13 protein-coding genes are annotated in these 13,485 nt (G+C 67.3%); all 13 read right to left on the bottom strand.

All coding sequences use genetic code 11. The features are described from left to right. Position 1: 1 nt before the first annotated feature. Positions 2 to 1,198, bottom strand: coding sequence for a chorismate synthase (aroC, locus tag VF167_07910; GenBank protein ID HEX6925340.1), 1,197 nt, complete (start codon positions 1,196 to 1,198; stop codon positions 2 to 4). 309 nt (positions 1,199 to 1,507) lie between these two features. Continuing rightward, positions 1,508 to 4,069, bottom strand: a complete 2,562-nt coding sequence (locus tag VF167_07905) for a hypothetical protein (protein HEX6925339.1) — start codon at positions 4,067 to 4,069, stop codon at positions 1,508 to 1,510. Between the two features lie 5 nt (positions 4,070 to 4,074). Further along, positions 4,075 to 5,844: an AMIN domain-containing protein gene (locus tag VF167_07900; protein ID HEX6925338.1), complete on the bottom strand. Its 1,770-nt coding sequence runs from the start codon at positions 5,842 to 5,844 to the stop codon at positions 4,075 to 4,077. After that, a complete protein-coding gene (locus VF167_07895; GenBank protein ID HEX6925337.1) occupies positions 5,841 to 6,260 on the bottom strand; it encodes a hypothetical protein in 420 nt (139 codons plus the stop codon). The genes VF167_07900 and VF167_07895 overlap by 4 nt, the downstream gene beginning before the upstream one ends. Beyond that, entirely contained in the window at positions 6,250 to 6,834 is a 585-nt protein-coding gene (gene pilO / locus VF167_07890) for a type 4a pilus biogenesis protein PilO (protein ID HEX6925336.1), read from the bottom strand. Before pilO ends, VF167_07895 begins: the two co-directional genes overlap by 11 nt. Positions 6,835 to 6,836: 2 nt before the next feature. Further along, complete coding sequence (locus VF167_07885) at positions 6,837 to 7,514, bottom strand: PilN domain-containing protein (GenBank protein ID HEX6925335.1); 678 nt, start codon at positions 7,512 to 7,514, stop codon at positions 6,837 to 6,839. Positions 7,515 to 7,516: 2 nt separating this feature from the next. After that, entirely contained in the window at positions 7,517 to 8,566 is a 1,050-nt protein-coding gene (pilM, locus tag VF167_07880) for a type IV pilus assembly protein PilM (GenBank protein ID HEX6925334.1), read from the bottom strand. 128 nt (positions 8,567 to 8,694) lie between these two features. Then, positions 8,695 to 9,870: a pilus assembly PilX N-terminal domain-containing protein gene (locus VF167_07875; protein HEX6925333.1), complete on the bottom strand. Its 1,176-nt coding sequence runs from the start codon at positions 9,868 to 9,870 to the stop codon at positions 8,695 to 8,697. Between the two features lie 5 nt (positions 9,871 to 9,875). Further along, positions 9,876 to 10,787, bottom strand: coding sequence for a type II secretion system protein (locus VF167_07870; protein HEX6925332.1), 912 nt, complete (start codon positions 10,785 to 10,787; stop codon positions 9,876 to 9,878). After that, a complete protein-coding gene (locus VF167_07865) occupies positions 10,768 to 11,178 on the bottom strand; it encodes a prepilin-type N-terminal cleavage/methylation domain-containing protein (protein ID HEX6925331.1) in 411 nt (136 codons plus the stop codon). Before VF167_07865 ends, VF167_07870 begins: the two co-directional genes overlap by 20 nt. Continuing rightward, entirely contained in the window at positions 11,168 to 11,635 is a 468-nt protein-coding gene (locus VF167_07860) for a GspH/FimT family pseudopilin (protein ID HEX6925330.1), read from the bottom strand. Before VF167_07860 ends, VF167_07865 begins: the two co-directional genes overlap by 11 nt. A gap of 163 nt (positions 11,636 to 11,798) precedes the next feature. Further along, the gene (locus VF167_07855; GenBank protein HEX6925329.1) at positions 11,799 to 12,251 is read right to left on the bottom strand and encodes a GspH/FimT family pseudopilin; all 453 of its coding nucleotides are present in this window, start codon (positions 12,249 to 12,251) and stop codon (positions 11,799 to 11,801) included. A 108-nt stretch (positions 12,252 to 12,359) separates the two neighbouring features. Beyond that, a partial coding sequence (locus tag VF167_07850) for a sigma-54 dependent transcriptional regulator (protein ID HEX6925328.1) occupies positions 12,360 to 13,485 on the bottom strand: 1,126 nt, incomplete at its 5' end.

Raw genomic sequence — 13,485 nt, 5'->3', positions numbered from 1 at the left:
CTCAACCCCGCGCGAGATGGCTGCCCAACCCCTCCACGTGTGCCTCCCACCGCTCCCGCAGCTCTGCCAGCGAGTCTCCGCCGAACTTTTCCAGCACCGCCTGCGCGAGCACGATCGCAACCATCGCCTCTCCCACCACCCCGGCCGCCGGGAGGGCGCAAACGTCGGACCGCTCACGGACGGCCTCCACCGGCTCGCCAGTGCGCAGGTCCACCGTCCGCAGCGGCCGCATCAGGGTCGAGATCGGCTTCATCGCCACCCGGCAGACGATGGGCTGCCCCGTGGTGATTCCGCCCTCGAGCCCGCCGGCGTGGTTACGGGTGCGGCCATATCCTCCGCCCAGCTTGTAGTCCTTCTCGAAGGTGATCTCGTCGTGCACACGCGAGCCCGGTAGCGCCGCCGCTCCGAAGCCCAAACCGATCTCCACCCCCTTGATCGCCTGGATCGACATCAGGGCGCCCGCCAAGCGGCCATCCAGCTTCCGATCCCAGGAGACGTGCGAGCCCAGCCCGACCGGCACCCCGCGCGCAACCACCTCGAAGACTCCGCCCAGGGTGTCACCGTCACGCTTCGCCGCGTCGATTGCGTCGATCATGCGCCCCTCCGCCTCCTCGTCGAGGCAGCGCACCGGCGAACGATCGGAGACGGCGTTGATGTCCTCGGGCAACTCCTCTGGCGGACGCGCCACGATTCCGCCCAGCGATACCACGTGGCTGCCGATCGTCACGCCGAGCTCCGCGAGCAACCGCCTGGCGACCGCCCCCGCCGCCACGCGCACCGTCGTCTCCCGCGCGCTCGCCCGCTCTAGGATGTCCCGCGCGTCGTGGCGGCGATACTTGAGTACGCCCACGAGGTCGGCGTGGCCGGGCCGCGGCTGCACCACACGGCGCAGATCCTCGTCGCTCCGCTCCTCCTCGAGCGGCTCCCGCGACATCGCCACGGTCCAGTTCTCCCAGTCGCGGTTCCTCACCTGCAGGGTGATGGGCGAGCCCAGCGTCTCGCCCAGGCGCACCCCGGAGAGGATCTCCGCCCGGTCGGATTCGATGCGCATGCGGCCACCGCGGCCATATCCGCCCTGGCGGCGCCGCAGATCGACATCGATCTCCTCGGCCCGCAGCGGGAGCCCGGCAGGGACCCCTTCGACAATAGTGGTCAACGCGGGTCCGTGTGACTCGCCCGCGGTCGTGAAACGAAACATGCTCTGGAAAACGATTATCTCTCTGGAGATCCCGGAAATCCGGAGGATCTGCGTGGCGGTGACCTTCGGTGCTCCCTGGACGACCCGAAATCTCGGGTGCTAGCTGACCGGCCTTGAGTAGTCCTGTGTAGTATCGACTCGTGTTTGCTAGCGTTGGCTACCGATAGGTGTTTGTTCGCTACCCATAGGTCGATTGTAACCGATAGGTATCGAATGGCACGCCTAAAAGAAACACGGGGGCCCGGCGCACGCCAGACCCCCGGATGCTTCCCCGGTCACGAAACCAGCCGCGCCGGTCGACCTACGAGGTCACTTGAGGTCGTCCTCGGAAAGCCCGATCTCGACCACGCCACCGTCCGTGATGCCGAACAATCTCAGCGCGTACTGACCGTAGTCGGGGTCACCGCTTCCCACTTCTACAACGGTCATCGCGCCGGTGATCGGCTCCCGGATGGGGATCCGGCGGATCCTGCGGAAGGAGTAGGTGTCGACCACGTCCACGTAGGCATTCCCCTCCTCGTCGACCCCCGAAACGAAAGCTCGCTGGTCATCCCTGAGCGAGGGGTAGCTCACGTTCGCCGGGTGCAGTGCCACCCCGCCGGAGGGCGTTCCGGTGGAAACGGTGCCCTGCAGTCGCAGCGATTGGTTGAAGAAGTACGATTGCTGCCCGCGGGCGACGCCCAGGGTCCCGTCCCCGTTGAGCGCCAGCCCGACCACGCGCTCCGCTGCGTTGCCGACCAGGTCGTCCGTGTCGGTGGTGGAGCCGCCGAACTCGTCTCCCAGCCAGCTCACCAGGAACACCCGCCCGGGGTTCCTCGCACCCTCGCCGAACGCGACGAACTCGTGATCGGCGCTCGTGGCCACGAAGGTGGTGTCGGTAAGCCCCACGTCGGCGATGTCGACGTAGAACTCCACTCGGGTGTCGGTCTCGCCGTTCGCCGCCATGACCGCGAGCTGCGCCGCCACGTCGGTGGGGAAACCCATGATCGGAGTGGGATCCGTGGTGCCCTTTTTCAGCCGCCGCGGCCACACGATCAATTGGTGATCGTCCAGGTCCACCTCGAGCGCGTTCACCACCACACCCTTTCCGGCCGACTTCCCGTCGCGGGCGTACCAGATCATGATCTCCGAGCCGCGGTTGTACCCCTGCGTGGTGTCACGGCTGGCGTCGAAGATGCGAATCGTGCCGTCCGCGGCCGCCGGCGTGGGCTTGGTGGAGTACAGCAGCTGCCCGTTGGCGGACTGCGCCAGGAACTGCGGGCGGTCGGAGTAATCGTGTTCGGTGAGCGTGCTGACCGAGTCGGTCTCGATGTCGTACTCGAAGGCGTAAAGCCGGAGGTTCGACGTGTGGATCCGCGCGGTCTCTTTGAGCGAGCCACCGCCGAGCGGAATCACGGAGATGTTCGTGCCTCCACTGTTGGCCACGAACATGGTGTCCCCCGAGCGTCCCAGCGCGAGTCCCCATGGCTCCGAGCCCACGCTCACCGGGGTCGCGAAGGAGGTCGCTCCGAACGGGAGCACTTCGACCCGATTGCGGCTGAGATTCGACACGTACAGCTTCCGGCCAGCCCTGTCCGCCACCAGGTCGACGAGGTGGTTGCCGCTGCCGGACAACCCCGTGGTGGCGCCGCGGACGATGACGATGTCTACACGGGCACCCGGGCCAGGAGCCGCCACGTCCTCACCCGACTCGGGCGACTCCGGTGAGCAGGCCTGCGCCAGCTGAGTGGCCGGTATGGTAGCCGTCGCACAGTTTCCAGCCGTGTCGACGGCGAACGCGGTAACCTCGAGACGCATGACGTACGAGGTGTCCTCCGGCTCGACTGCGCCCAGGTCGCTCAACGCAATCCGGAACTCGGCCGAATCCCCCGCGAGCTCGAACGTCTGGACGGAAAGGGTATCCGTAGAGGAAGGTAGCCGCAGCGACGGGAGCACGCTGACACCGACCCGCTCCACTCGGGAGCTGTCGACGGCGCTCACGCGCACCGTGATCGTGTCGTCCATCTCCTTTCGGGAGGCAGCCGACACGGTGAACCTGACCTGCGGAGGCGTGTCGTCTCCGCCAGCCGGCGACACGCTGATCTGCAGCGGCGTCGTGAGGGTGGAGTCGTTCGTCGCCGTCTGCGCGTAGGCCTGAAGTTCCACCTCCTCCGGCGCATCGACCGGTACCTCGATCTGCAGCACCGTGTCCACGCGTGCGAGCGGAGGATCGAGCTCCAGTTCCTCCCGGAGATCGATCCCTTCTCCAGCCAAGCGCACTCCGACCGTCTGGATTCGCTGCACGCTGTCGGCGGCGAACAGTTGCACGGTAAGCACCGCCCCCGCCCGGACCGTGCTCCCCAGGCCCGGCGAGAGCACCTGAAGGCGCGGCCCGCCGATTGAGATCCGCACCGTGTCCGCCCGAACATTCCCTCCGATGTCCCGGACCGTAGCCGTCAGATAGACGCCATCCTCCGGGAGCGAGTCCGAGGTTGCGACCAGGTACCGGGCGATGGTGGTATCCGTCACCGCCTCGGACAGAGTGCTCAGGTCGACGATCTTCGACTCGAAGCGCTCGACCTGACGCAGCGTGCCGAGCTCGGAGCTCCCCCGGAGGGAGAAACCGGAGAGGCGAACCGAGTCGATCCCTGCGTTGTCGGAGACCTCGACCCGGATCAATATGGAGTCACCGACGGCCACCCTTCCCGTGGAGTCGGGGGCCACGATCGACACGTTCGGCGCTCTGTCATCGTTGACCGTGTCGCGACCGCCGGTGGGCAGATCCGACCACGCATTGGAGTCCGGATCGCAGGCTGTCAGTCCCGAGGCAAGGACGAGGATCGCCAGGAGGGCCGCTCCGGAGCGGCCCTCACGGTTGAGTCGGATTGTCATGGATCTCAGAGCTGGGCGAGCGACGCGTCGTCGACGATGTGGGGCGTCACCATGATCAGCAGGTCCCGCTTCTGCTCGCGCTTACGCTCGGTGCGGAACAGACGCCCGATAAACGGGATGTTCATCAGATAGGGGATGCCCGACTGCGTATTGGTCACCTCGGTGACGGTGAGACCGCCGATCACCGCGGTTTCGCCGTCGTTGACCATGACCCGGGTCTCTCCCTGCTGGGTCTGGAAGATGACGCCGATGTCGGTCGCGGCGAGCTGCGCACTGGAGCGCTCCGCGTGCATCTCCATCAGGATGCGCCGGTCGGCCGTGATATGCGGCGTTACCCTCAGGCGGATGCCGGTGTCCACCAGCTCGGCGGTCGCGCGCGGCGCGGTCACCGTCGTCCCGCCACCGCCCCCGCCGGCCGCGCCGGTAGAAGCGAGGTCGACCACGCGGATCGGCGTCCGCTCACCCACCCAGATCTCCGCTTGCTGGTTGTCCAGCGTCGTCACCACGGGCGCCGCCTGCACGTCCGAGAGCTCGGCGAGCTGGAGCGCCTCCAGGAAGCTCACCAGCGTGAAGCGGCCGAGCACCAGCGAGACCAACGTCTCGAGCTGCGGGCCCTGCACGCGCGAATTCGCGTTCCCCAGTGCGGCGATCGAGTTACCGCTCAGGAGGACGAGGTTGTCGTGCGTCGACTGGGTCGGATCCTGCGGGTCGGGCGCCGGGTGGATCCGGTTCAGAGAGTTCCCGCGCGAGTCCTTCAGGTCGTAGATGATCCCGAGCTCTTCGGCCTGCGTCCGGTTGACGAAGACGATCTTGGCCTCGATGGTCACCTGAGGCGTGCGCACGTCCAGCTGCTGGACCATCTGGTCGATCCGCTCCAGAACGGACGGCACGTCGGTGACGATCAGCGTGTTGGTCGTCGAGTTGAACGAGATCTTGCCCCGCTCCGAGGTCAACGACTGCAGGCTTTCCTGGATCTCCTGAACGGGGACGTAGTTGATCCGGAAGGTGCGGGTGGCCACCGGCTCCTGGGTCATCCGCGCCTGCAGGTTCTCGAGCCTATCCACCTGAATGATCCCGCTCGGCATCTCCTGCGCGGCCAGACCATAGGCGCCGAGGATGGTCTGCAAGGCCACGTCCCACGGCTGCTCGCGAATGCTCGCCGTCACCTTACCCTCCACCCCGCTGCCGGGCACGATCGACCGGCCGGTAAACTCGGCAAAGCTCGCGAGCACGTCGCGGATATCCGCTTCCTGGAAGTTCACCGTGATGGGTGCCTGCTGCGCCTGAACCGGCAGTGGCTCCGGCGCCCTGCCCTGTGGCAGCTCGGTACGGACGCTCGCCGCGTACGATCCGTTGCTGCCCGACGACCAGGGCGCGAAGGCTTCCGCCACGGCGAGGCGCACCCTCAACCCCTCGACGTCGCTCGTTACGCTGTACCGGACCGGACGCTCGAGGTCGACCACCACCCGTACGACGTCGGCACTGTACTGACTCGTGCGCACGGAGGCGATCGCGGCGCGATCGATGTTGTCGAAGCTGGCCTGAGCGAGGTCGCTGCGGGCACCTTCGATGTCGAGCACCACCCGGAAGGGATTCTCCAGGGTGAAGTCCGACCAGCGCACCGGCCCACCGCGCGTGGCGACCACCAGCTCCGCCTCGCCCTCCGCGGGCGCGAGGCTGAGCCCGGTCACGCGGACGGGTTCCGGGTTCTGGTGCGGGACCGCTGCGAGCAGGAAAGGGGTCAGAAGGAGGAGCCCCCACGAACGCGTGGTCATGATATGCCTTTCTGGGTGACGGACTTCAGCTCGAGCGTCCCTCGACGGGCAACGCCGAATTCTTCCACGAGCACCTCGACGCTGTGCTGTCCGATCGACAGGATGCGAATCCCACCAATCCGATCTCCGACCTGCACCCGCAGCGGTGTCGCGCTACCGGCCCGGGAGAGGACGGCGACCGACTGACCGGGCTCCGCCCCGACCATGACTCCCTGGAGCGTCAGGTCCTCGAGCCGGACCCCCAGTTCCGCGTCGTCGAGCAGCGATCGAAACGGGTCGGCACGTCCGCCGCGCGAGTACTCGAATACTTCGCGCTCGTAGACGATGGCCGAATCTGCTGCCTGGGCTTCGGCCCGGCCGGGAACGGCGAACAGCGCGGCGGCAAGCACCGCGAAACAGACGCGCTTACTGTTCATGGGGAGTATCGTCCGCTGCCGCGCTCGGGAGCACATAGGTTTCAATGGCGAACTTCGCCGCGAGCTTCGGCGCCTCTCCCGGCGCCTGTTCCCCATCCACCGTCAGCGCCAACCCGGTGGGGGTCACGATTCGCGGCAACGAGGCGATCTCGGTCAGGAAGGCCGCGATGGCGTGGTATGTCCCGAGCACTTCCAGGTCGTAGCTGCGGCGCGTATAGAACGGCTCCGCGGTCGCGCCGACCGGCTGGATCAGCGCCAGCTCGACCCCGGTGCGCTGTGCCTCGGCCGAGATGGCATCCAGGAGATCGGGAAGCTCCTCGGAAGACGGGATGAGCCCCTCCACCGTGGTGAGCTGTGTCCGGTACGCCTCCAGTTGCCTCTCGACCTCGCCGCGTCCCTGAGCGTCGGTGAGCGCCTTGGCGGTCTGGTTCTGTATCCGGAGGTTGTCCAGCCGGGCCTCGAGCGCGGCCACCTCCTCGCGTTTCGGCTGGTAGACCTTGGTGTAGCCGAAATAGCCTCCAAGCACCACGACCAGGCCCGCCAGCAGCAGCTTCTGTCGCACCTGCGGATCCATGGTCACTCCTCGGCGTTGATGACGATGACCGGCAGCATCTCGATCAGACCCGGATCCGGCGTCTCGTAGCGGGCTTCGAGGCTGAACTTGTGCACCGAGCGACCCTCCATCTCGGTCTGCTCGCTGGTGACCAGCGTCACGTCCCGGATGAAGCCGGAGCTCTCCAGGTTCTTCATGAAGCGGGTGAGCGCCTGCGTCGATCCGGCGTTGCCCTGGATGGCGATTCCGGGCGCGGTGTCCAGCGAGTCGGCGGGCGGCATCGCGCTGATGCCGCTGAGCCAGGTGTATGCGGGCACCGCCTTGCTGATTTCATCCAGGAGGTGCGGCCAGACGTAGCGGCGCTGATCGACCTCGCGGATGATCCCGATCTTCAGCTGGATCGTGTCCTGGCGCGCCTGCAGCGTGTTCACCAGCTCGATGGTGCTGGCGAAGCGGGTGGAATCCCGCACCTCGGCGTCGACCAGCGCCTGCAGCTCGGCGCGACGGGCGCTCACGCTCCACAGGGCGTAGATGGCCGCCAGCAGCAGGAGCACGCCCCCCGCGGCGTACAGCGGGACCTTCGATTCCCCACCGATCGACGGGATGGCGGGCAGCTTGAGCCCCAGGCTTGCCTTCCGACCGCCGCCGGAGCGTCGACGATCGGCGCCGGGAACCAGATTGATCTCGATGACGGCGCTCATGGTCAGGCGGCGGTGCGAAGGGCGAGACCGATCGGGAGCATCAGCATCGGCGCGAGCTCGTCGGTCGGAACCTGGGCGCTGGCGTCGGGATGCACTCGCAGGCGCTGGAGCGGATTGGCGATCTCCACCCGAGCGCGCAGTCGCTCGGCAATGACGTCGCTGAGGCGGGGAATGCGTGCCCCGCCGCCGGAGAGATAGATCGTCCCCACGCCACTCCCGTCGAAACCGTCCACGGCCAGGAAGGCGAGGGCGCGCTCGATCCCCATCGCCAGGTCCTCGCAGCGCTCGCTCAGCAGCGGGAGGCACTCGGGCAGGCGGCTCGATTGCCCCAGCAGCACCGCGTCGGCCTCTTCGGCGGACATTCCCTGCATCCGCCGCAGCTCCTCGCGGATGTGGCGCGTTCCGAACGGCACGTCGCGGTTGACGACCGGCACCCCCTCCTGCTGGATCAGGATGGTCGAGATCTCGTGCCCCACGTTGACCAGCGCGACCATACCGCGATCCGCCTGCGGGTAGTTGTGCCCGAAGGCGTTGTGGAGGGCGAAGGCATCCACGTCGACGACGCTCGCGGACAGCCCGGCGTCCTCCAGCAGCATCATCCGCTGGTCGACCAACTCCCGCTTGGCGGCCACCAGGAGCACGTTCATCTGCAGGCCGTCCGCGTCCGGGTCGAGCACCTGGAAGTCGAGCTGAACGCTGGACATGTCGAAGGGGACGTACTGCTCGGCCTCCCACCGGATCACCTCACGAGCGTCGTCCACGGCCATGCGATCCATCTGGATCTTCTTGATCATGATGTCGCGGCCGCCGACCGCCGTGACCACGTGCTTGGGTGTGACTCCCAGCGAGTCCACCACCGCGCGAATCGTGTCTGCCACCAGCGGGGGGTCCATGATCTCGCCCTCCACGATCGCGTCGGCCACCAGCGGGAGATAGGCGATCCGCGTCAGCTCCGGCTCGCTCCCGGAGTGGTCGACGACAGCCGCCTTCACGAAGGAGCTGCCGATGTCGAGCCCGATCGTGGTGCGATTGCGACGGAGGAATGAGATCATACGAGCGGTGAAGGTCTGGTTGCCGAGTCGGCGGAGCTCGCCATCGGCCCGGTTCGTTCTGCCCTCTGTTCGGCGCCGTCCGGCGCCCACGAAAGGGATTATCGGTCGCTCGCGAGCACTCTTCAGTTTCACCGCGTTACTTCCTGCCACCCATAGGTCGCGCCGACCGTGGGCGTGAGCGACTGCTGGGTCAGCTCGCCGAATCTCTGCGCGGCTTCGTTGATCTGGCAGCGGTCGTACTGGATGGTCACGTTGCCGCTGAGTCCGGCCTCCTCATCCAGCTCGATGAGGTTCTCGGCGTCGATGGAGAGGCTGATCAACGCCCCGGTCACCTGCGGCGTACCGTGCAGCCAGAAGCTTCCCTCGACGATGATGATGCCGTCGAAGGTCGCGTTGCCGGCCATCTCCAGGTTTCCGTTCACGATGATCAGCAACCCCTTCCCCCCCTCCAGCAACACCGTCCCGCCATCGCCGTCGACCACCGCCACTCCCTCGGCCTCCGTGACATAGCCGGAGAACTCACGCACGGGACCACCCGGCGGAGAGAAGCGCGGACCCCAGCGGTTCTGCGGCGGGACGAGGGCGATCAGCTGCTGGAGGGTCATTCCGCCCATGACGTCGAGCGCGAGCTCCGCCCGCGTGAGCTCGGTCTGGTCGATGGCCGCGTAGCCCTCCACGAAATTCCCTGCGTCATCAACGCCCACGAAGTTGTCCACGTGCTGGGGCTTGACGTCGATCGTGGACTCGTTGGACATCCGCACGGCCTCCACACCCTCGCCGCAGGAGGGATCCTCCGATCGGCCGCTCACCCAGAAGGCGTTTCCGTCGACGTCGAGGTTGCCTCCGAGCGTGAGCGCCGAGGTGATGTTAGTCTGCAAGGGGACGGGCGGTGGAAGGACCTGCGTGACGATCGCCGCCACGGTCCTACCCACGCCGCTGACCGGCGTCGCCTGCACGGTGAACAGCCGCAGCAGAGACGAATCCTCGGCCATCCGATTGCCCAGGTGGGTCACGGAGATGCGCACCGGCTCCGCCCCGTTCGGGGTGTACTCGAACGGCGGACTTCCCGCCACTTGCGAGAGGATCGTTCCCGCCTCGGCCACATACGCCTGCACGCCCCCTTCGGCGGCGTAGAGGGATTCGGTCGCCCCCTGGTGCGCATTGCTGATCGCCAGCTCGGTCGAGGAGGTGATCAGCGCAGTGGTGACCAGAAGGGTGACGGAAACGAGCCCGACGAGCGCGAGCGGCAGGGCCACGCCGCTCTCGTCCCGCAGCGGGCGACCGAAATCGACTGTCTTCCACATGGTTTTCATGGGGTGTTCCGCAGGTATACGGTGGTGGCCGCCGTATCCACCTGCTCGGGTCGCAGCGTGCCTCCCTGCGCGGCGCGGGTGCGGCTCTCGGTGACCACGCGAATACCGATCTGCCGGACCTGATCCGGGGTGAGCGCCGGCGTGACCCCGTCGGCCTGCAGGTAGGTGAACTGGAGCGCGCCCTCGTCGGGGACCGGCCCCGCCATGGGCTGCATGTTGGGAGCAGCTCCCGAGTAGCCGATCATGCGGCGGATCCATGTTCCCGGAACGCCTCCGCTGCCACTGGGGGCCACGTCGTAACGGATCTCCTCGAAGAGCATGACCTGCGTGCCGGCCGGCACGGAGTCGCCGAGGGTGAAAGGAGGTCCCGGGGTGATGAAGCCGAGCCGCACACGATCCGCTGAGGCCTGCGGCTGAACGGCGCCACAGAGATCGGCCGATGTATCGCGGGTCGGTCCGGCGATGAAGCGGTAGGCGCCGGTGTGCACCAGCGGGTCGGTGGTCTGCTCGATGCCGATGCCCCAATGCGGGCGGCCGAAAAAGGTCTCATCGGGTACCACGTTCGCCGGGAACAGCACCCAGGCGGTGACGGTCGCGGGCTTGACGGTGTTGCAGAGCACACCCCACGCGCGCGGCTGCAGCACCCGGATGCGGTCGGGTTGCATCTCCACGATCCCGCCGGGCGGCACCGCACGTAGATCCCCCGCGATCAGGTCCAGCGCCGCGCGTGCGTTCTGCTGCACCTCCTCGCGCGCGGACTGCCGTTCGACGAAGCGACTGTTCCCCTGCAGCAGCTGGAAGATCGCGCTGACCACGATGCCGCTGATGATCAGCGCGACCAGGATCTCGATGAGCGTGAAGCCCGCGCGCCCGTCCGGGCGCCGCGGGTCACGGGAGTCCGGGGTCATAGACGTATGAGGTAACGGTGAAGGTGTCTTGCGGCAGGCGTGGGTGGATCGCCCGGACCGTGACCCGCGCCGTTCCCACCGGGAGAGAGGGGGCACCAGTCCGAGTCTCCACTCGCACACAGACGGACACCTCGTTTACCGGATCGCTATCACAGCTCTCACCGGTGGCCACCGCGCCCGGATTGGCGCGAATGGACTGCTGTCGCGCCTCCATCGCCGTCGTCGCCGCGGCCGCGGCCTCGCTCTGGAAGTCTGCCCGAACGATGGAACGGGCCGCTCCGATGCCCAGCGCCTGCAGCCCCATCAGCCCGATAGCCAGCACCAGCATCGCCGCCAGCACCTCGATCAGGGTGAAGCCTCCCTCCGCCTGCATCCGCTTCTCAGTAGGCACGGTAGACCCTCCCCGCAGCCGTGATCTTCAGGGTGTCCGCCCCTCGCCCGAGGCGTGCGATCATCTGCCCCGTTCCCGGATCGACCAGGAGCCCCCGGCCGTTGAAGGTGAGTCGCCCATCGGCAGTGGGCGGCTGCACGGTCACGCCCGCGTAATCCGACGAAAGGGAGACCGTTTTTACGGTGTCCGCCGGATCACCGTCCACCCAGATCCGGTAGGTAGAGGGGCCGGTCATCTCGAGCACCGCCGCCTGCCCCGAGCGCACCGCCAGCATCCGCGTCATCAGGATGTCGCCGGTAATCCGGTCGAGCGCCCGCCGCGTCCTGCTCCGGTTCAGGTACTCGGTCATCGAGGGCTCGGCGAGGGCCGCCACGATGCCCATCAGCATCAACACGACGACGAGCTCGATCAGCGTGAACCCGCCGTTGTTCCGAACTCGCGCAAGTGTGGTTTTCATGACCGCCAGGCATTGGAAAGTCACGTGCCCGGGCGAAAACCACCTGTTTGCGCCGCTTTTTGTCCGCCATGCCCCTCCTGCGGATCGGCAGGATCTTCCTGAATTGGAAAAAACTTCCGACCAGGCAGGCGGGACGGTCGCAAGTTCCGAAAACTTTAGCCCTTCACCAGCGATAGATCCGGCCCACCATGGATATGGTCATCGAATCGGTCAGCGAACCTCGTCGCGCCCGGATCGTCCGCGGCGAGCCCACCAGTAGCCCACGCCCGTCCACCCGGATCGGCCGTTCGACATTGCTCTCCAGACAGACCCCGCTGTCCGCCAGATCGCTGCTCACCTGTTTCCGCACCGTGCCCTCCGCGTCGACGATCTCGTAGCGGCGCGCGCAGCCACTCGGCGGCTCGAAGCGCAGCGTGATGGTCTGCCCGCTCTCGAGCGCCATCGCCCGTGCGAGGTACAGGTCACCCGCCAGGCGAGCGAGCGCCGCGCGGGTGCGGAACGAGGAGATCGTGCGGGAGAAGGAGGGAACCGCCAGCGAGCTCAGCAGGGCGGTGAGAACGAGCAGGACGACGAGCTCGACGAGGGTGTAGCCCGAGCGATCGAGTGGATCGAACATCGCCACCTCGCGTGTGGGGAGCCGGCGCGAGGCGACCGGTGGCCCTCGCGCTTCAGCTGGCGGAGGCCACGATGTCGGGTGGGATGTTACGGCGCAATACGAGCGGTCTCAGTCGAGACCGTACTCTTGAATTTTGTAGGTGAGGGCACGAGTGGAGAGGTCGAGGAGCTCTGAAGCGCGGGTGCGATTGCCCCCGGTGCGCTCCAGGGCACGGGCGATCAGCTCCCGCTCCAGGGCCGGCAGCCTGCGCTTGACGGAGAGGTCGTCCTCGTCCGCGGGGAGGTTGAATTGTGGCGTGGCGGTGCGCACGTGCGGAGGGAGATGCTCTTCGCGCAGCTCGCCCCCGGAGAGGACCAGCCCCCGCTCGATCACGTTCTCCAGCTCGCGCACGTTCCCTGGCCAGGAGTATCGCGCCAGCACGCTCACGATCTCCGAGGAGAGGGGCTTGGGATCGATTCCCAGCCGCCTGCCATGGCGCCGCAGGAAATGCTCGGCGAGCGGCGCGATGTCTTCGGGCCGGGTGCGCAGCGGCGGCAGGTGCAGGTGGATGACGTTGATGCGATAGAAGAGGTCCTCCCGGAAGCGTCCGTCCTCCACCTCCTGCACCAGGTCGCGCGAGGTGGCCGCCAGCACGCGCACGTCCACCTCTCGCTCCTGCGCCCCGCCCACCGGACGGATGGTGCGCTCCTGCAGCGCCCGCAGCAGTTTCACCTGCAGGGCCAGGGGAAGCTCGCCGATCTCGTCGAGGAAGAGCGTGCCCCGATTCGCTTCCATGAAGAGCCCATCCCGCGCGCGCTCCGCCCCGGTGAAGGCGCCCTTCTCGTGCCCGAACAACTCGGATTCGAGCAGGTTCTCTGGGATTGCGCCGCAGTTCACGCCGACGAACGGGCCGTCGTGGCGCGGAGAGGAGGCGTGGATCGCCCTCGCCACTGCCTCCTTGCCGCTGCCGCTCTCGCCAGTGATCAACACGGTGGTGGGATAGGGGGCCACGCGGGCGGCCAGGTCGAGCACCTCGCGGAAAGCGGCGGAGTGGCCAATGACCTCGTCGAAGCCCTGCATCCCGGCCATCCGCGCACGCAGCCGCGTCACCTCCCGGCGCAGGGTCTCTCGCTCCTGCGCTTTGTGGATGGTCAGGAGCACTTCTTCGGCGTTGAAGGGCTTCGAGATGTAGTCGTAGGCGCCGAGCCGCATCGCCTCTATGGCGGTGTCCCGCGTGCCGTAGGCGCTCATCATG

It is taken from the genome of Longimicrobiaceae bacterium, assembly GCA_036375715.1.
In the GTDB taxonomy this organism is placed as follows: domain Bacteria; phylum Gemmatimonadota; class Gemmatimonadetes; order Longimicrobiales; family Longimicrobiaceae; genus DASVBS01.
The sequence above is the reverse complement of the archived record's forward strand: the minus strand, read 5'-3'. Positions and strand labels throughout refer to the sequence as shown.